This is a genomic window from Virgibacillus sp. W0430 (assembly GCF_051846935.1).
Taxonomy (GTDB): domain Bacteria; phylum Bacillota; class Bacilli; order Bacillales; family Amphibacillaceae; genus JBPYCR01.
Genome location: NZ_JBPYCS010000001.1, coordinates 193,110 through 210,191, shown reverse-complemented (window position 1 = coordinate 210,191; position 17,082 = coordinate 193,110). Strand labels below are relative to the sequence as shown.

The window sequence follows — 17,082 nt, the reverse complement described above, 5'->3', positions numbered from 1 at the left end:
TAGTAACGTTACGAATCGAATAATACAATCCAGTAGTTCATCGCCGCGGACCCTTTCCATGGGTGCGCGGCGAGCTTTCATTGGCTAAAAACCCATTCATATAGATCGCTGATAATAGGGATAAGCAACGCTTTGAATTGAGGGATAAAAGGAAACTATCATTTGATTCGATGTTTGGTCATGTTGAACTGCGAAGGAATTATTATTACGATCGTGAGGCTAAAAAGTATGTGAGTTTTCTGGCGCCATTTAGACTTTGATAGTGGACAAATGATGAGCCCTTCTAATATAGCCTATTTACAGCAGTCTATAAACAAGCCCGTAGTGGCTGCTTTAAAAGGATTAAAAGGTTTTTAAGGCGCAATAAAACGAGCAGTAGATATACACGAAGACTCCAGTGGGAACAGCACGCGTCCGAAGACCCCGCAGAGTGGTTTTCTCGAGGAGGCTGAGGCCGTGCCCACGGAAAGCGTAGTGTATATCTACTGCGGTCGGTAGGAATCAATACTAAAATTAACGAATACAAAGAGAGGTTTTTTAACTTCTTAAAATAACACCCACAAATACGTGACTCAAGCGCATCCTTTACAAAGCAAGTACGATTCGATAGGATAGTATATAATATAATAATTTAGCACTGGGGGAGCTATCTTTGATGGCTGAGAGGAACAATGCTTCTGACCCTTACTACTCGAACTAGATAATACTAGCGTGAGGAAGTGCAGTCAAATTAAACAACAGTTACTATTCGGCTGCACGTTCTAAAGGGTGCAGCTTTTTCTTTAGCCTTCAATTCGCATTCCCTACCCATTAATTTGTTAATTAGGAGGCATTTCTTTGGTTAATACGAATTGCGAAAAGACAGACATTGCGGGAGCAAGCTTTACAATTTCACCTATGACGGATGACTTTGTTGCAGTAATTCTAAATGCTTTAGAAAGGGTAAACACTGACAAAGTATGGATAAAAACAGATGATGTATCTACAGTCGTCCGAGGGAAAATGACCCATGTTTTTGATGTGACAAATGCGATATTTTTACAAGCAGCCCATACGGGGGTGCACGTTTCATTTCAAGCAACTTATTCACTTGGTTGCCCCGGAGATTCAGCAGGAGACGTATATTTAGCGGAAGATGACGTACCTGCAAATGAAGCGCGAATAAAAAACCAGAAACAATACGCTGCCGCTAAGTTTTCTCTGTATCCACTTGGCGGTGAAAACTATATGGATACAATTTATAAACAAATTGAAGCAATGAAGGCATTTGTAGACGTTACCCATAGTCATTATTCCACCCGACTAGATGGAGATACAAACGCCATATTCAAAGGATTAGAAGCTGCATTTCGTGCTACGGTGGAAAGTGGATCTAAGCATACAGTAATGACCGTTTCCTTGTCAGCTAACAGCCCGTCTCATAAATAACATGACTAAAAACGAGAAAGAGCAAGCGCCTTTTACGCTTGCTCTTTTTCCCCGCTAATGCTCATTTGAAGCTTTAGCAATAAATTGTCCCTTTATATTTTTCGTGGATAATCGTAAACTTTAGACGGCATTATGGTTGCTAAGCGTCCTACCGCAACGATTGTAGAACTTGTCAATATTTCCCGGGAAATGATGAAATCAATCGTCTTTTCAATGTCCATTAAACAAGTGCTCCTAATTTAAGGACAGAAGCTCTATCATGCAACAATTTGTGCGCGAAAAGATTAATACTTATTAATAACCGCAGCAGTAAACGTAACCGGTCCGCTTAAGAAGATGTTATCTCCAGAAGGCTCAAGTGTAACCGTATATGTTACATTCGTGTCCTCTAAAGTACTTACATCTACATGTGCGAGCGGCTCTACGACATTATCATCATCAAATCGGTCATCAATCTCAATTTTAGCACGGTAAATCTCATTACCAGGTGTTAAAACGGGTGGGGTTCCTTTAAAAATCCTCATCAATACTGTACGTTCATTATTATCGTCACTATCCAGTCCTATTACACCGCTTAACCAGACAAGATCACCTTTTTTTAATTTATCAATCGTAACAGTCGCAACCTCCGTTTGCATGTTAGGTTCTAGTTTCTGACGATTACTTTCTTCTACATTTGGATCTAACGTGTAAAATTCAAAATCTCTCAAATCCGTCATATTTTTTTTCTTTCCTTTTTTATCGTCACACATATCTTTGTCCTTACGATGATCTATACAGCAATGGCATTTAAATCGACATTTGATACAACAGTCGCACGTTTTATCCCAATGCTTTTTATTACAATCGCACACAAGCTTGCGGCAATCATGAACTTTACTTCCATTACAATAACAAAATCTATCCAATTTATGCAGCTCCCTTCTATGGCAACAATGATCTATCTTCTTCTTTCGTCTTCTCCTTGCACACACATCGCATAAATGTCTATTAATCTCTCTCACCTCCTACACTATATTTAATGATTAGAAAGTTTCTTTTGACTGGTTTCCTGTATCGTTTTTGTAAAATGTATTCTTGTCTAATAGAACAATGAACTAGAGGTGTCATAGTTTAGAAGCAATAAAAAAAAGAAAGTCAGTGATCAGTTGACTTTCTTTAATGGGTTATGGGTGGTGGAAGGAATCTTATCAAGGCTTGAATTCGATTCCTTATATTTATATGTGGCTCGTATACTTCTGTAACGTCATATCCACTAAGAGAGTTGCGTATTTTTACTATAAAAAGCGACAATTTATAGTAGGAGACGTATGCTGTAATATGGCTACACTACGATGATCTGGACCTACAAATCCGTTTCTGCATTATACTTTTTTTCACTTTGAGACGTGTCCTGCGATTTTTTCTTTTTATCCTCTTGTTGCTTTTCAATTTTCAAATCCTCGAGTGGTATATCATCGACTAACTGCTGTTCTTTAAATCCATCGAGTGTGTTTCTATCTTCTTCATGCTGCTCCTCTTGATTGTTCGTTTTTTCAAATGCTTTCTTATCGCGCTTTTGCGTCATGATTCGTCACCTCATTTTTAGCATTAATTTTCTTTTTCCTTAAATGACCAATCCTAAACATGTTATATGGATCAATCGTATATCCCGTGGTATTATAAGTGTAATTAGGAGGTACAGCACATGAACATGTTTAAACAGCTTTCTTCACTGGAAAAGGTAGAAAAGTTTATTTCCGATCATACACTCGCCTTTCTATATATATCAAAACCAAATTGCAGTGTTTGTCATGGTTTATTACCACAAGTACAAAATTTACTGAAAAAATATCCAGACATTCAAACTGCCCAAGTCAACACTGCTGAATTAGAAGCGATTGCTGGTCGCTTTTCAATTTTCACCGTTCCGGTTCTTCTGTTATTTGTAGAAGGAAAAGAATATATTCGAGAAGCACGAATTGTTCACATGCAACAGCTCGAGGAACGAATTGATAAAATATATGAAAACATCGACCTTTAATTAGCATGTGAATCCTGTGTAGGCATCGGCTATCGTTTCTCCAATTGCCGTACATAAATTACGGAATGACAACACGCTGTTTTCATCTTCCGATCCCATGCATATCGTTGACTTTTACGGGGTACTTGTCGTTTAGTAGATATACAAATTGTCCAGGCTTCTTTTATAACCGATAGCACATCAGGCTGTTTTGTTTGGAGAAATTCTCAATACACACTTCATTAAAACGTGTTGAATGCTTTTAAAACTTTTCATAAACCTTCACAAAAATAAAGCCGCATGAAATTGAAATATCCAAATTCCAATTCCATACGGCTCTATCTATCTCAATTCATCTCGTTCCGATGTTATTTCCAGCCAAAATCCTGAATATATAGCACAGCAGCTTTATCTAATGCGTCGACTTTCTCCGGTGTAATTTCACCATAATAGCCTAATTCGCCTGTTTCAATATCACTTGCTACTATATATGCGTTCGCCGTTTTATCTGTATAAGGAGTTATACCATATAAATTGCCTTCATGCACTTTCACTGTAATTTCTTCCAGTGAAAACGGCTCATTAAAAACGGCAGGAAAAGTAATAAAGTCATCTTCATGCACTTCATTTTCTACATTATATTTCGCAATGCTAAAGCTACCATTTACACTGTATTGCTTAAAAAATAAATTTCCATTATTATAAGCAACTACTGAACCGATTCGCTCATCTGCTTTAATTCCTTTTATCAATTGACTTGACTTGCTCAGAGGGTCATAGATCACGATTTCATGTTCAACGACCTCATGAGCCCCATAATCATTCGGTCTATTCAAATGCTTGTATGTTTGAAATGTTATAGCAACGGAGTAATTTCCTTCTTCTTCACTCGGTATTACTTCGATACTTTCATAGCCATATTCCATTTCTTTATACGCAAACGACTGGATAACGTCATCACTTATCAATACTTGTTCGTTCATATCAAACGTATATAAGTGTAGTTCAATCATTTCTCCTTCCTTACCGTTTTCAGTTATGACAAGCAATTTATCATCCGTATACTGGACATTCAAAACGTTAAAATAGTAGTAATCGCCCAAATTCGGAATCGGATGTTCAAACGCAACGGTTTCTTTCGTATCTTTGTTTAATACGGCTAAGTCAAACTTTTGTAGAGCAGATCCATAATACGTATAAGGAATATTAGCATATGCAACATATGTATCCCCATTTTCTATATAGCCTTCCCACTTCTCTCTACCGCGCATAAAGCTTTTATACTCATCCTGTAACACTTCTGTTTCTATCGGCTGATAGTAACTTTTTAGCTGTGTGAGGTAAGACTCATCCCGCCAATAGTGTGACCCTGTTTTATCAATACGCAGTGGCTCTCCTACATAATGCCACTTGTAATCGGCTGAGATAACTAACGAGTCAATTACATCTTCATTTCCTTCGATACTTTTAATACTAAATTGCGGATACCCTTTCGTAGCTAGTGCAGCTTGTGTATAATATGCAGCTATTGAAAATACAATAACTGTCGTAATCGTAATAAGCTTCCAATATTTAGCCAATAATTTTCGCCTCCTTTACACCGTTACCTTATTTTTAATCAAATAGCAGCTAATCCATGTTGAAAGGATTAATATAATAGTACCGATTGCAACTTGCGTAAGTAATATTTCCTCTGGATATAAAATTTCTTTCTCAAAAATAAAAAATAAAATTAATAATGGTGCAAAAAACAGAACAAGCATTACCAATCCGTACAAAACACCTATAATAGCACCTTTCAACCGATAACTACGTTCAAATAAAATAACGGTAAAACAAACCATTAAGAACGTTAGACCTAACCCATAATTGAGCAAAAACTGAATAAATGTTTGCGGTAAAATAATGGATAAGTAATGTTGATTACTTACAATTTCAGTAACCGTAAGATCGAGTCGTAATCCTTTTGGAACGAGCCATTTTAAAATCGTACTTTGGCTTATTATTAATACGTACTGAAACGCGACGAGCCCAAGAACAGCAAGCATAATTGCAGTTGCCTTTGCTAACACTACATTTATTCTTGATGTGGGTAACATTAGTAATCGATAAATAAATGTATTTTTCCCAAACCAATCTCGATACCAAATTAAAAAAATATAAAACATTAATGAACCCGCACAGATCGCAATCGGAAAATAGTAAAGAAGCGATTGCATAACTTGGTACATATCTAATTGCCCATACTGTTCCACAAAGGTTGTTTGCGTCATACCCCCACGTTGAATTAACCCTTTTGCTTCTTTTAAATAGTTATTCGTACGCCAAAATAGTCCAACGAATTGAGAAATAGCCGTTAAGAGAAGAAGGCCAGCATACACCTTTGTAAAACGATTGAGTTCAAAGTTTAATAGTTTTAAATAATTCATCCGTGGTAAACCTCCCGCATTACATCAATCACTGATTTTCCTTCTGACTCCCGAACTTCCTCCGCATTAAATTCCTTTAAAATAACTCCATTGTCTAATAAAACTGCCTTATCAATAAGATGCTCAATGTCCGCTATCTCATGTGTAGTTATAATAACGCCTCGATCTTCAATTAAATGACTCGTGAATACATTGGCAATCTGTTCTCTGCTGAAAATATCGATCCCAGAAAACGGTTCGTCCATTAATACATAATCAACATCAAGCGCCAGTCCAAGAATTAAATTTACTTTTGCTGTATTCCCTTTGGACAGCTCAGAAATTCGATCGTTTTGCTGTAATCGGAAAAATGTAAGCAGCTCCGTCGCTCTCTTTTCATTCCATGTCGTATAAAAATCTTTCATAAATTCAAAGGCATCCATTATTCGCATTTGTGGCAACATCGTAATTGCATCCGGAATAAAAGTTAGCTTTTCATACGATTGCTTCGTGCGCTTTTTCCCGTCAATTAAAATTTCACCACTTTGAATTGGCGTTAAGCCCATAATTGCGTTTAGTATCGTTGTTTTCCCTACCCCATTCACACCAATTAAACAAGTTATTTCTCCTTTATTTGCAGTAAAGGTAGCGCCATTAAGTACTTTTTTCCGGCCATACTTCTTCGTAATCCCGTTTACTTCAATCATTCCTATCCCCCCTAGTCCCCAATTTCCTTACTGTATTTATCGGTAACCAAATGAATGAGCTCCTCCATAGATACATTGATAGGACGAACCGATTGGACAAATGTATCGACAGCATCCATTAATAGTTCATTTCGAACAGCGTTCATTTTGTTTTCATCCTTCGTTACTTTACTCGGCAAATTCCCTTCTGTATATATCAAGCCTTCCTCCTCCATTTCCTTGTAAGCCCGTTGAGCCGTGTTTGGATTTATCTTCAGTTTATTTGCCAGTTCCCTTCTTGATGGAATTTCTTGCCCTGCTGTAAGCGTCCCGCTGGCCATTTGCTCTTTGAAATAACGAATAACCTGTACGTACACTGGATCACGATTATTAAATTTTAACTGCACTTGTTCCTCAACTCCCACTCGCCCAAAGTAAAAACGATAACTGTATTAACTACTTAGTACACGATACACAAAAATGGACATAAGTTTTTAAAGTATTATATATGTATTATATGACTCATACAGTAAAGGTGTCAACTCATTTTGAAAATAAATTACAGTATTTAGTAAATATTACTGCTGTTTCGCTTTATTCGGGCTTAAATTCCCATTAGACGCGGGCACTCTATAACGCTCAAAATTATTAAAATACAGGTAGTTTTCATCGTGAAAATGAACTACCTGTATTTAGCCACATCGCCAGTCCGCTTAAAAACGATTAACTTTTATTTATTTGCTGTCCGATTCGATCCCAGTTTAATAGATTTTCTAGAATAAGTGACAGTAGAATTCCTACGAGCAATCCACTACTAATAAATGGCCGCACAACAATTGGCAATGATTCAAAATACGCAGACGGAAAAGTCATGATCATAATGCCAACAAAAAGCGGGATAGCGGCGCGATAAACATTTAACGTATTGATATTAATTTGGCGAAAAAAGTCCCAAGATGAATTGAACAACTGTAAATATGCCACGAACAAAACCGCGCTCCCGATGCTTAACGGCAGTGTCGAAAAGAAAGCTCCAATTGGCGGGATGAGTCCCATTAGTAAAAAGAGTACACTGCCTAAAATAAATGGCATACGTTCCAATATATCTGTCTGTCTTAAAAAACCAATCGATGAAACATACGGAGCATAAGGAACAAGGCCTAAAAGACCGGCAAGTCCTGTGAAGATCCCCGTTATTATAAAAGACGAGGCATACGCTTTATTTGTCGCTCGTTGATTAAAAAGTACATCCGTTCCTTTTAACGATCCAAACGTATTAGCTGTATTTAAGACTCCTGCTAGAACGACGGTAATTATTACACCTGCATCCCACACCGGGGCACCTAGAGGGAATAAAGTAAACTGTAATGGTGCTGTATTAACGGTCTTTTCCGCTCCAAAAATGAGTGTGTAAACAATCCAACCGATTAGAATTCCTATTAGCAAACCATAGCTTCTCATCTTTGCTGGTGATTTTATTGAAATAACGATAACTAGCAAGACAACGAAAAACGATACGACCGCAACTGGAAGATTAATTACTGTTGCACCAGATGTATGACCAAATGGGATTCCGATCATTCCCCTTAGGAAAATTTGGATCAATGTACAACCAAACAAAAACATAAACACACCCATTACACTCGGATTAAATAGCTTGGCAATAAATGGACCTAGACCTGTTACTCCAATGAGCACCGTTAATCCAGCTGATATTAAAATACCGATTGCAAGACTTCCTCCAAGTACTTCTAGTGGCATTCCTTGAGCAGATGTTGTTATAACAAGTGTTAAAATCACTCCCCACCAAAGACCCGATTGACCTTCTACAATCGGCCGCTTATGTCCTACAAATGCTTGAAAAAGACAGGCTAAGCCCGTCACCATAAAGGATAACTGTAAGAGCGAAACAATCGTTTCCTGCTTTAATTGATATGCCTCACCAACAGTGATTGGAATGATAACAATATTGGCAAAAATAAAAAAAAGCCACTGCACTCCTGCTATCCAGTGTCCGGACTGCCGCAATTCATTCATGAGAGATGACCGCCTTTCACGATATGCTTTTATAAGAAGTTTTCCTATATGTCCTAACAAATAATTCGTGTACGCTACGTTTCTCTAAGAAAAAGGTGAAACATTTTATAAAATCCTCTATACTTTCAATAGAGGTAATTGTAATCATTTATTCATCATTTGTTCATATTCATCGACTATAATATGGAAACGATGAATTTTCAAACAAAGAAAGATTGTTAGGAGAGATGAAATTGAATCAATATAGTAAAACATTATTGCGTTTCTCGGCATTATTTGCATTATTAGGAGCGTTTTTAGGCTCCCATATGGCTGGTGCAGGAAGTCTGCAATTTAAAACGCTCCATGCGCACATCTTAGTTGTAGGCTGGCTTACACTTTTTGCCTGGGCAGTCTTTTATAAAATATTCACACCGGCTAAAACAGTTGTTGCTACACTCCATGTGTGGTCCGCAATTATTGGATCAATCGGTTTAACAGTCGGTATGTGGTTCTATTATTTAAGACCTTTTGGTATGGAAGGGGCATTGCCAACGGTATTTTTTATCGTCGGAGGAACAGTCTTATTACTTAGCTTCGTCTTCTTTTTGCTCTTAACTTTTATGAAAACAGAAAAGGATAAGTAGGAACATTAAATAGTATAAGAAAAGCCCGTTACATACCGATAGGGAGTTTGTAACGGGCTTTTCTATTGATATGCAGCCATGTAACTAAATTTAAGACGTTCATGAAAAAAATGAATAAAGAGAAATTTCCTGGCATTTTCGTTCATGTACGACTCTCGCTTTCCGCGGGCGAATGGTGAGCCGTCTCGTACTGCATACTGACGGTACTTACCAATCTCTTTCCTACCACTGGAATCTCGCAGCTTCCATTCGCAAGTGTCGGAGAGCTTTTCTTGATTTTACACAAGCTAGTCCAAAAAAATCATTTCAATAAGTCTTAAGGCTAAAGATTTGATCAACGCATGTTAGTAATTAATGTGTAAACGATTTATACTAAAGTTGGTAAGTACGAAGAGCCTACGATGTCGCCTTTACTTTTTCTTTCGTTTTTTTCTTACTACGAAATAAATTGTTGTTCCAACGAGAAAGAGTACTGCAAAAACAGGTAAATTCCCTACTATAAATACGACAATGCCTGAAGCTGTTGCTAGGATCCAGTTTGTACTCGTTGCCAACTGTTTTTTCGTTTTTTCCCACGTATCTAATGAGTCTCCTTTTACTTCAGGTACGTTAACACTTATTTCGTGCATCGCTATTTCAATAGTGGAGTATGCAGATTGATTTTCTAAGTAATTCATTTGCCCAACGAGCACTTCAATTTCTTCTTGAACATTTGCTAAGTCAGAGGATATCTTTAACAAGTCTTCGGTTTTTGTAGCGTCTTGAAGAAAATCTAGCAACCTTTCTTCAACGGCCCGCTTAGATTTTAGCCTTGATTCCAAATCAACGTATTGTTCTGTCACATCTTGTCCGGTTACATTACGCTCTAGTACGTCCGCAGCTTCCTTTTCTGTATCGGTTAAAAATTGTTGAAAATGTTTTTCAGGAACACGTACTGTCATATGTCCATTCACATATTCTTCTGTCTCTTTGTAAACATTTGCCTGCACGATATAACCACCATATTGTTCAACCTTTTTTTCGACACGCAGCTGGGCTTCCTCAATACTTTTCACATTTACACTTAATTGGGCTTGATGAATAATCATTCGATCTACGAATCCTTCTTTAGAAGGCTTGTCGGATGGCCCTTCTATTTTACTTTCCGCTTTTTCCTCTTCCACTGATTGATTCCCCATATCTTCCTCTACACCAATTTCACTCGAATACGAAGCTACGTCCTGACGAGATTGTTCATTGAGCTCCGAATCACCAGAACTACAAGCGTTTCCGAAAAGCAATACGAAGCATAGTATAATCCAAAATCGCTTTTTCATTCATTTCCCTCCCTCGTTTATTATGTTTAGTCGTTATTATTTCTCCTATTGTTCCTTCCTTTCCATTTGAATTAGTGTGTATCTCGTAAAAATCACACTGTATTAAACCCATTGCTTTACAATACAGACGGACACTTCCGCAGGCCTTGCTTGAGTCTTCTCGTTCTCAAAAAACGCTTGCTGTGGGGTCTCAAGACGCATGCTTTTCTCGCAGGAGCTGCCGTCTTTCATTTCGAGCAGCTCGTTCCTTCGTAGCTAAATAATTATCTTTTTCTATTTCACACAGAAGTTTCTTATTCTTACTATTCTAACATATTCATCGCGAGTAAATGGCTAACAATTTTTCCTTAAGTTACTTCAAACCAGTCACTACCTTCGTAATCAAAGAAGTTTGCACTATTCAATGGAAGTCGGATACACGATGACTCCTGTGGAAAAAGAAACGGTGAAACTCCTACAGAATACGGCGCTTTGCTTCCGAGAAAGCTGAGGTGTCGCAACGGAAACAAAGGGAAACCAGATGGAATGTCGATCACTTACGCCGTCAGTTGCTTCCGCCAAATAAGTATATTTTATATAAACGCATGCACTGTTAGTAATATGAGCGATTGAAATTCATTCTTATGTATATTTTTGATAAACCAGTTCAAAATAACTTCGATGATAAAAAGGAGGGGTTTTTTGTGCAACACCAAAATCAACAGCAAGGAATGCAAAACTCAAGTCAAATGCAAGCACAAATGAATTTCGGCGGACACGAACTGCTTGACATTCATGAAGCAATGGGCTCAATTATTGGTACGATGGAGCACTCTTTATTATATGAACAGCATATTCAGGATCAAGAGCTAATGGCGATGTTACAACGCCATCGCACATTTATAACTCAGCTCTATAATACAGCCGTTGATACACTTAAAACTGGTCAAGACCCAGCAACTAAAACACAAACATATCACATGGATCAAAGCAACAATGTTACGTTTGGAACACAGCCTGCACAACCTAAGAAACCAAGTCAATCAATTAGCGAGCTAAACGACGAATGTATATCTAGCTTTATGCTTGGACAATTAAAAGCTATGGCTTCAGGATTTACAATGACTGCATTAGAAGCTACTAATCCTGTGATACGTCGTGTTTTTCAGGACAGTATTCCAAATATTATCGAAATGGCATATGAGATATTCCTTTACCAAAACAAGAAACAGTATTATCAAGTCCCGCAATTAAAACAACAAGACATGCAAATGTATACGAATGCTTTTGCTCCAATTCAAGGAACTATGCCACATTAAGAAATACCGCTGTGTAGGTAAACATATAAAAAAAGGGTGAACGAAGACAGGTAATTCATTATTATAATGAAATTACCTGTCTTTTTAATATAACCAATATGCTTATACGCTAACCTTTAAAGATATACGATCCTTCATTCATTCTATTCTTACTGTTCACTATAATGTATTTACAAAACGGAATTATAAGGCAAATTTGCAACAGTTTAATGGAATTTTTCATAAAACAAATGAATGTTTAATATATTTGTTTATGGGTAAAAGACTATTATCGAGCAGCAGCAAGCATCTTGCTTTTTTACAATTTGTTTGCTATTATTAGTAGTCGGTCAAATGAATTTACAATAAATTTACAAATGGCTCTGAATAAATTGAGGTGAAAAAAATGAAGAAATTTATTTCTTCAAAAATCGGATTTTTTACAATAGCAACTTTGCTTCTTTGGTTTAAATCCTACTTTACGTACGTAGCAGAATTTAATTTAGATATTCAAAATACAATGCAGCAATTTCTTTTATTTATAAACCCACTTAGTTCGGCATTAATTTTCCTTGGGATTGCGTTATTTGCCCGCGGAAAAAGAGTTGGCATCTATATTATTGCCATTCAGTTTTTAATGAGTTTGTTCTTGTATGCAAACGTAGTTTTTTATCGATTTAACAGTGACTTTATTACATTGCCTGTTCTTACTCAAACAAGTAATTTTGGCAGTTTAGGCGGAAGCATCGCTAGCCTAGCAACATGGACGGACATCGTATACGCTTTTGATATTATTATTCTTATTGCTCTATACATGTGGAGCAGAAGCAATTGGTCCTTGGAGCGTATGAACGTGAAAAAGCCAGCTCTAATTATTATAACCGGAGTAGTTGTTTTTTCTATTAATCTAGGTTTAGCGGAGGCAGATCGACCACAACTATTAAAAAGAACTTTCGATCGAAATTATATTGTGAAATATTTAGGAGCATACAATTTTGCAATATATGATGCAATTCAAAACCTAAAGTCATCCACACAACGTGTTTTAGCTGATAGTAGTGATGTTACTGAAGTCGAAAACTATACAAAAAACAAATTTGCAGAGCCAAATGAACAATTATTCGGTATTGCAGAAGGTAAAAATATTATAAAGATTCATTTAGAGTCATTTCAATCGTTTTTAATCGATTATGAACTGCACGGTGAAGAAGTTACACCATTTTTAAATTCATTAGTACACGATCAAGCTGAAAACTTTACGTATTACGAGAACTTCTTCCATCAAACCGAACAAGGAAAGACAGCCGATGCTGAGTTTATTCTTGATAATTCCTTGTATGGCCTACCACAGGGTGCAGCTTTTGTGACAAAGTCCGGGAATACGTACCAATCTTTACCAGCAATATTGAAACAGCGTCAAAACTATACAAACGCTATTTTCCATGGAGACAGTAAGTCTTTTTGGAATCGAGACGAAATTTATAAAAAGTTTGCTATCGATCATTTCTTTGATGACACGTATTATGATATGAGTGAAGGGCAAGTAATTAATTACGGTTTAAAGGATAAGCCATTCTTTGAGGAATCCATGCCATTACTTGAAACACTTGATCAACCTTTTTATGCGCATTTGTTAACTTTAACGCATCATCACCCTTATTTAATTGATGAAGAAGATGCAACGATTGCACCCGCTGAAACAGGTGACGGTTCAGTCGATCGTTACTTTCAGACGGCACGATACTTGGATGAATCTTTAGAGCAATTCTTCCTTGATCTAAAAGAAGCTGGTCTTTATGAGGATTCTGTAATATTAATCTATGGAGACCATTATGGAATTTCAGATAACCATAATCGAGCAATGTCTGAAATTATCGGGGAAGAGATTACACCGTTTAAATATGCACAATTGCAGCGTGTACCACTGATGATAAAGGTTCCAGGTGTTAAAGGTAAAGGACTTGTAGACGATTATACAGGTCAGATCGATATTATGCCTACTTTGCTACATTTACTAGGTATTCGTGCACAAGACTATATTCAGTTTGGAACGGATATTTTCTCAGAAGGCCATAAAGATTTTGTCGCCTTTCGAAATGGTGATTTCATTACACCAGAATATAGCTTCATTAAAGATGTTTTCTATGATACAGACAGTGGCGAGGAATTAGAGCCTACAGATGACATGCTGAAAATGAAAGAAAATATCCAGCATGAATTAGAGCTTTCCGATAAAGTCCTGCAAGGTGATTTATTACGATTTTACTCTCCGAATGATGAATGGGAAGACGTTGATAGTTCAGACTACTTTTATGGAGATGGTAGCAGCTATTTAAAGGAACACGGAATAATAAAGAAACCTGACATATCCGACGAGGACTTTTCCTCAGAGGTTGAACAACAAACGGATGAAAATAGTGAGTTAGATAGTAATGTAGAGCAACCAACCGAATAAAAGTAAATTAAATATCCCGTTAAATAATTAAGTGGCTCCTACCAACCTACGTTGGCTAAGGAGCCACTTTTTTGGACGCTTTGTTCCATAATGCTTAGTATGAGTAAAGTGGGTTCTTTGTCAAATGACATTGAGGTTGTAGTTTAAGTCGAGGAATACCTAATCATGAAGTAGAACAAAAACATGAAAGCTTGCGCTCTGATTTCGCTGAATTGCACTACAGCCGAAAATCCATTTAAGAAGTTGGGAAAACTTCTTAAATTAGTTGAGGCGTTGCCCACGGAAAGCAAAGCATATGCCAACGGCGACGGATAACAACAACGTATTAAATAATACGCAACTGCATTAAATGGAAGGTGCAAATTTTAATAATAGATCATTTACTTTACGTACAGGTGATTATATAAAAGCTTTATCCATCGTTCATATAGATCAATAGCCGTTGGCATATGCGAAGACTCCTGTGGGAAAAGCAACACCGAAAATCCATTTAAGAAGTTGGGAAAACTTCTTAAATTAGTTGAGGTGTTGCCCACGGAAAGCAAAGCATATGCCAACGGCGACGGATAACAACAACGTATTAAATAATACGCAACTGCATTAAATGGAAGGTGCAAATTTTAATAATAGATCATTTACTTTACGTACAGGTGATTATATAAAAGCTTTATCCATCGTTCATATAGATCAATAGCCGTTGGCATATGCGAAGACTCCTGTGGGAAAAGCAACAGCCGAAAATCCATTTAAGAAGTTGGGAAAACTTCTTAAATTAGTTGAGGTGTTGCCCACGGAAAGCAAAGCATATGCCAACGGCGACGGATAACAACAGCCGTACAATACTACTATTTGTGCCGATCATACATTTATTTGAACAACCTCGTACAAACTAAACATGCAAAAAAGAATGTACAGTGAACAAATCATAAGTACTGATAATGTACATTTTTATTTTGACAATTAAAAATAACGAGGTGATTAAAATCGGAAGAGATGAGCACAAAAAAGCACGCGGAAAGCGAGCGCTCGCACAAACTCCAAAAAATGAACTAACCGATGGTATGGACATCGAGTTTTCAGAAGAACTCGCAGACTTAGATGACAAAGTAGCTCAAAAGCGAAGTCGTAAAGCCGAAGAAAGATCTAAAAGGTAATTTATCCTTCTTAACTAATCGTACAAGAAAAGAGGTCTCACAAGCTAATTTGCTATAGAGACCCTTTTCTTGTACATATTTTGTTAACAGTCTACAGCGGACTATTGCTTGCAAGTCGTTGTATTTTTGGAATAGAGCTAATATCAATATTACCGCCACTAACAACAATACCACAATGCCTAGACTTAATCTGTTGCGATTTAGAGAATAATGCGGCTAACGCTGCCGCTCCTGCACCTTCCATTAGCGTCTTATTCCGTTCCAACATATACAAAATCGCTGTTGCAATCTCTTCATCTGTTACTGTAACAATGTCATCTACATATTTTTTTATTATTGGTGAAGTGAGTGAGCCTGGTTTCTTTACAGCAATCCCTTCTGCAATCGTGTCAACATTATCCGACTCATTGCCCGGAATATCGTGGTAACTATTGTACATCGCTGGTGCACCGCTAGCCTGTACGCCAATTACCCGTATATTGCGGTTAACATGCTTAGCTGCGACAGCAATGCCACTAATTAAACCGCCACCACCGATCGGTACGATGAACGTATCAATACGGTCTTCCTGTCTTAACATTTCCATCGCCACAGTCCCTTGACCGGCCATTACGTCGTAGTCATCAAATGGATGTACATAGGTTGCACCTGTTTGTTTCTGCCTTTCCATTGAAGCTTCAAATGCTTCCTGAAAGGAGGAACCAACAAGCACAACTTCAGCTCCGTAATTTTTCGTCGCTTCGACCTTGGAATAAGGTGTTTTTTCAGGCATAAATATTGTAGCTTTTGCGTCTAGCTTAGCAGATGCATACGCCACCCCTTGCGCATGATTGCCGGCTGAAGCAGTTAAAACTCCACGTTGTAACTGCTCAGAGGACAATTGCATTAACTTAAAGGTTGCCCCTCTAAATTTGAAGGCACCTGTTTTTTGCTGGTTTTCCATTTTAAAGTAAACTTTTTTATCGACAATCCGATTCGTTGTTTCGGATGTTATTAATGGTGTACGGTGAACAATCGGCGTTAATCGTTCTAGCGCCCGATAGATCTTTTCACCTGTTAAGAAATCCCCAATTGTCCCACACTCCTCAAGTTTCACTCTTTCCTTACTTTTGTGTAGCTGTTTCATAAGCGGTTATCTGTTCTTGATACTGCAATGTCAAAGCAATATCATCCCAACCATTAATCAGTTTATTTTTATGATATTCTGGAATATCAAAGTTATACTCTACCTTATCGCCATCCGTTATCGTTTGTGCTTCTAAATCAACAGTCAAATAAAGCTCGCCTGTGTCCGCCTGCCTCATCCACTGTTGTATTTGCTCTTCATCCATTTTGATTAAAACAATGCCATTTTTCAACGAATTGTTATAAAAAATGTCCGCAAATGTTGGTGCGATAATAACGCGAAATCCATAATCTAATAAAGCCCAAGGTGCATGCTCTCGAGAAGAGCCACAACCAAAGTTTTCACCTGCTAATAAAACAGATGCATTTTCATACTTTTTATCGTTCAATGAAAAGTCAGCACGTTTATTCCCATTATCATCAAACCGCCAATGATAAAACACAAACTGGCCAAAACCGGTACGTTCAATCCGCTTTAAAAATTGCTTAGGGATAATTTGATCTGTATCAACGTTTGACCGATTCATCGGATAAACAAGTCCTGTATGTTTCTTAATAGCTTCCATGA

At 37.4% G+C, this 17,082-nt stretch carries 18 protein-coding genes and 1 riboswitch; of the genes, 7 read left to right on the top strand and 11 right to left on the bottom strand.

The features are described 5' to 3' along the window. Nucleotides 1-104: 104 nt before the first annotated feature. Nucleotides 105-260 carry a UPF0236 family transposase-like protein gene (locus tag ACLIBH_RS01015; protein WP_439314844.1) on the top strand — a complete coding sequence of 52 codons (156 nt, stop codon included), beginning with the start codon at nucleotides 105-107 and terminating at the stop codon, nucleotides 258-260. A 369-nt stretch (nucleotides 261-629) separates the two neighbouring features. Continuing rightward, nucleotides 630-735: riboswitch (TPP riboswitch) on the top strand. Nucleotides 736-837: 102 nt separating this feature from the next. Further along, nucleotides 838-1,428 (top strand): YkoF family thiamine/hydroxymethylpyrimidine-binding protein, encoded by a 591-nt coding sequence (locus ACLIBH_RS01010; RefSeq protein WP_439314806.1) that lies wholly within the window; start codon nucleotides 838-840, stop codon nucleotides 1,426-1,428. A 92-nt stretch (nucleotides 1,429-1,520) separates the two neighbouring features. Here the strand turns inward: ACLIBH_RS01010 and ACLIBH_RS01005 are convergent, their stop codons facing one another. The 3 genes from ACLIBH_RS01005 to ACLIBH_RS00995 form a co-directional block, all read right to left on the bottom strand. Next, complete coding sequence (locus tag ACLIBH_RS01005; protein ID WP_439314805.1) at nucleotides 1,521-1,649, bottom strand: hypothetical protein; 129 nt, start codon at nucleotides 1,647-1,649, stop codon at nucleotides 1,521-1,523. 63 nt (nucleotides 1,650-1,712) lie between these two features. Continuing rightward, nucleotides 1,713-2,147: a hypothetical protein gene (locus ACLIBH_RS01000; RefSeq protein WP_439314804.1), complete on the bottom strand. Its 435-nt coding sequence runs from the start codon at nucleotides 2,145-2,147 to the stop codon at nucleotides 1,713-1,715. Between the two features lie 626 nt (nucleotides 2,148-2,773). After that, nucleotides 2,774-2,995 carry a hypothetical protein gene (locus ACLIBH_RS00995; RefSeq protein ID WP_439314803.1) on the bottom strand — a complete coding sequence of 74 codons (222 nt, stop codon included), beginning with the start codon at nucleotides 2,993-2,995 and terminating at the stop codon, nucleotides 2,774-2,776. Between the two features lie 120 nt (nucleotides 2,996-3,115). Here ACLIBH_RS00995 and ACLIBH_RS00990 point away from each other — a divergent pair, with 120 nt between their 5' ends. Beyond that, the gene (locus ACLIBH_RS00990; RefSeq protein WP_439314802.1) at nucleotides 3,116-3,451 is read left to right on the top strand and encodes a thioredoxin family protein; all 336 of its coding nucleotides are present in this window, start codon (nucleotides 3,116-3,118) and stop codon (nucleotides 3,449-3,451) included. Between the two features lie 347 nt (nucleotides 3,452-3,798). Here ACLIBH_RS00990 and ACLIBH_RS00985 read toward each other — a convergent pair whose 3' ends face one another. The 5 genes from ACLIBH_RS00985 to ACLIBH_RS00965 all read right to left on the bottom strand — a co-directional run bounded on the left by ACLIBH_RS00985 (nucleotide 3,799) and on the right by ACLIBH_RS00965 (nucleotide 8,561). Next, nucleotides 3,799-5,010 carry a hypothetical protein gene (locus ACLIBH_RS00985; protein WP_439314801.1) on the bottom strand — a complete coding sequence of 404 codons (1,212 nt, stop codon included), beginning with the start codon at nucleotides 5,008-5,010 and terminating at the stop codon, nucleotides 3,799-3,801. A gap of 15 nt (nucleotides 5,011-5,025) precedes the next feature. Next, a complete protein-coding gene (locus tag ACLIBH_RS00980) occupies nucleotides 5,026-5,859 on the bottom strand; it encodes a hypothetical protein (protein WP_439314800.1) in 834 nt (277 codons plus the stop codon). Beyond that, entirely contained in the window at nucleotides 5,856-6,545 is a 690-nt protein-coding gene (locus tag ACLIBH_RS00975) for an ABC transporter ATP-binding protein (protein WP_439314799.1), read from the bottom strand. Before ACLIBH_RS00975 ends, ACLIBH_RS00980 begins: the two co-directional genes overlap by 4 nt. 11 nt (nucleotides 6,546-6,556) lie before the next feature. Then, complete coding sequence (locus tag ACLIBH_RS00970) at nucleotides 6,557-6,931, bottom strand: GntR family transcriptional regulator (RefSeq protein ID WP_439314798.1); 375 nt, start codon at nucleotides 6,929-6,931, stop codon at nucleotides 6,557-6,559. Between the two features lie 316 nt (nucleotides 6,932-7,247). After that, entirely contained in the window at nucleotides 7,248-8,561 is a 1,314-nt protein-coding gene (locus ACLIBH_RS00965) for a uracil/xanthine transporter (RefSeq protein WP_439314797.1), read from the bottom strand. A 233-nt stretch (nucleotides 8,562-8,794) separates the two neighbouring features. Between ACLIBH_RS00965 and ACLIBH_RS00960 the strand changes: the two genes are divergently transcribed. Continuing rightward, the gene (locus ACLIBH_RS00960; protein WP_439314796.1) at nucleotides 8,795-9,187 is read left to right on the top strand and encodes a hypothetical protein; all 393 of its coding nucleotides are present in this window, start codon (nucleotides 8,795-8,797) and stop codon (nucleotides 9,185-9,187) included. 410 nt (nucleotides 9,188-9,597) lie between these two features. On the opposite strand, the gene ACLIBH_RS00955 is transcribed toward ACLIBH_RS00960, so the two are convergent. After that, nucleotides 9,598-10,503, bottom strand: coding sequence for a DUF4349 domain-containing protein (locus ACLIBH_RS00955; protein WP_439314795.1), 906 nt, complete (start codon nucleotides 10,501-10,503; stop codon nucleotides 9,598-9,600). 683 nt (nucleotides 10,504-11,186) lie between these two features. Here ACLIBH_RS00955 and ACLIBH_RS00950 point away from each other — a divergent pair. From ACLIBH_RS00950 to ACLIBH_RS00940, 3 genes are all read left to right on the top strand, one after another. Beyond that, nucleotides 11,187-11,801 carry a spore coat protein gene (locus ACLIBH_RS00950; RefSeq protein ID WP_439314794.1) on the top strand — a complete coding sequence of 205 codons (615 nt, stop codon included), beginning with the start codon at nucleotides 11,187-11,189 and terminating at the stop codon, nucleotides 11,799-11,801. Nucleotides 11,802-12,186: 385 nt separating this feature from the next. After that, complete coding sequence (locus ACLIBH_RS00945) at nucleotides 12,187-14,235, top strand: LTA synthase family protein (RefSeq protein WP_439314793.1); 2,049 nt, start codon at nucleotides 12,187-12,189, stop codon at nucleotides 14,233-14,235. Nucleotides 14,236-15,173: 938 nt separating this feature from the next. After that, nucleotides 15,174-15,389, top strand: coding sequence for a YfhD family protein (locus ACLIBH_RS00940; RefSeq protein WP_439314792.1), 216 nt, complete (start codon nucleotides 15,174-15,176; stop codon nucleotides 15,387-15,389). 91 nt (nucleotides 15,390-15,480) lie between these two features. Here ACLIBH_RS00940 and ilvA read toward each other — a convergent pair whose 3' ends face one another. Continuing rightward, nucleotides 15,481-16,515, bottom strand: coding sequence for a threonine ammonia-lyase (ilvA, locus tag ACLIBH_RS00935; protein WP_439314791.1), 1,035 nt, complete (start codon nucleotides 16,513-16,515; stop codon nucleotides 15,481-15,483). Then, the gene (gene leuD, locus ACLIBH_RS00930; protein ID WP_439314790.1) at nucleotides 16,493-17,080 is read right to left on the bottom strand and encodes a 3-isopropylmalate dehydratase small subunit; all 588 of its coding nucleotides are present in this window, start codon (nucleotides 17,078-17,080) and stop codon (nucleotides 16,493-16,495) included. Before leuD ends, ilvA begins: the two co-directional genes overlap by 23 nt. Nucleotides 17,081-17,082: the final 2 nt, after the last annotated feature.

Coding starts and splice junctions, on each gene's coding strand:
- ACLIBH_RS00945 (WP_439314793.1), top strand. CDS start 12,187: ATGAAGAAATTTATTTCTTCAAAAATCGGATTTTTTACAATAGCAACT.
- ACLIBH_RS00995 (WP_439314803.1), bottom strand. CDS start 2,995: ATGACGCAAAAGCGCGATAAGAAAGCATTTGAAAAAACGAACAATCAA.
- ACLIBH_RS00940 (WP_439314792.1), top strand. CDS start 15,174: ATGTACATTTTTATTTTGACAATTAAAAATAACGAGGTGATTAAAATC.
- ACLIBH_RS01000 (WP_439314804.1), bottom strand. CDS start 2,147: ATGACGGATTTGAGAGATTTTGAATTTTACACGTTAGATCCAAATGTA.
- ACLIBH_RS00975 (WP_439314799.1), bottom strand. CDS start 6,545: ATGATTGAAGTAAACGGGATTACGAAGAAGTATGGCCGGAAAAAAGTA.
- ACLIBH_RS00965 (WP_439314797.1), bottom strand. CDS start 8,561: ATGAATGAATTGCGGCAGTCCGGACACTGGATAGCAGGAGTGCAGTGG.
- ACLIBH_RS00980 (WP_439314800.1), bottom strand. CDS start 5,859: ATGAATTATTTAAAACTATTAAACTTTGAACTCAATCGTTTTACAAAG.
- ACLIBH_RS01005 (WP_439314805.1), bottom strand. CDS start 1,649: ATGGACATTGAAAAGACGATTGATTTCATCATTTCCCGGGAAATATTG.
- ilvA (WP_439314791.1), bottom strand. CDS start 16,515: ATGAAACAGCTACACAAAAGTAAGGAAAGAGTGAAACTTGAGGAGTGT.
- ACLIBH_RS00990 (WP_439314802.1), top strand. CDS start 3,116: ATGAACATGTTTAAACAGCTTTCTTCACTGGAAAAGGTAGAAAAGTTT.
- ACLIBH_RS00955 (WP_439314795.1), bottom strand. CDS start 10,503: ATGAAAAAGCGATTTTGGATTATACTATGCTTCGTATTGCTTTTCGGA.
- leuD (WP_439314790.1), bottom strand. CDS start 17,080: ATGGAAGCTATTAAGAAACATACAGGACTTGTTTATCCGATGAATCGG.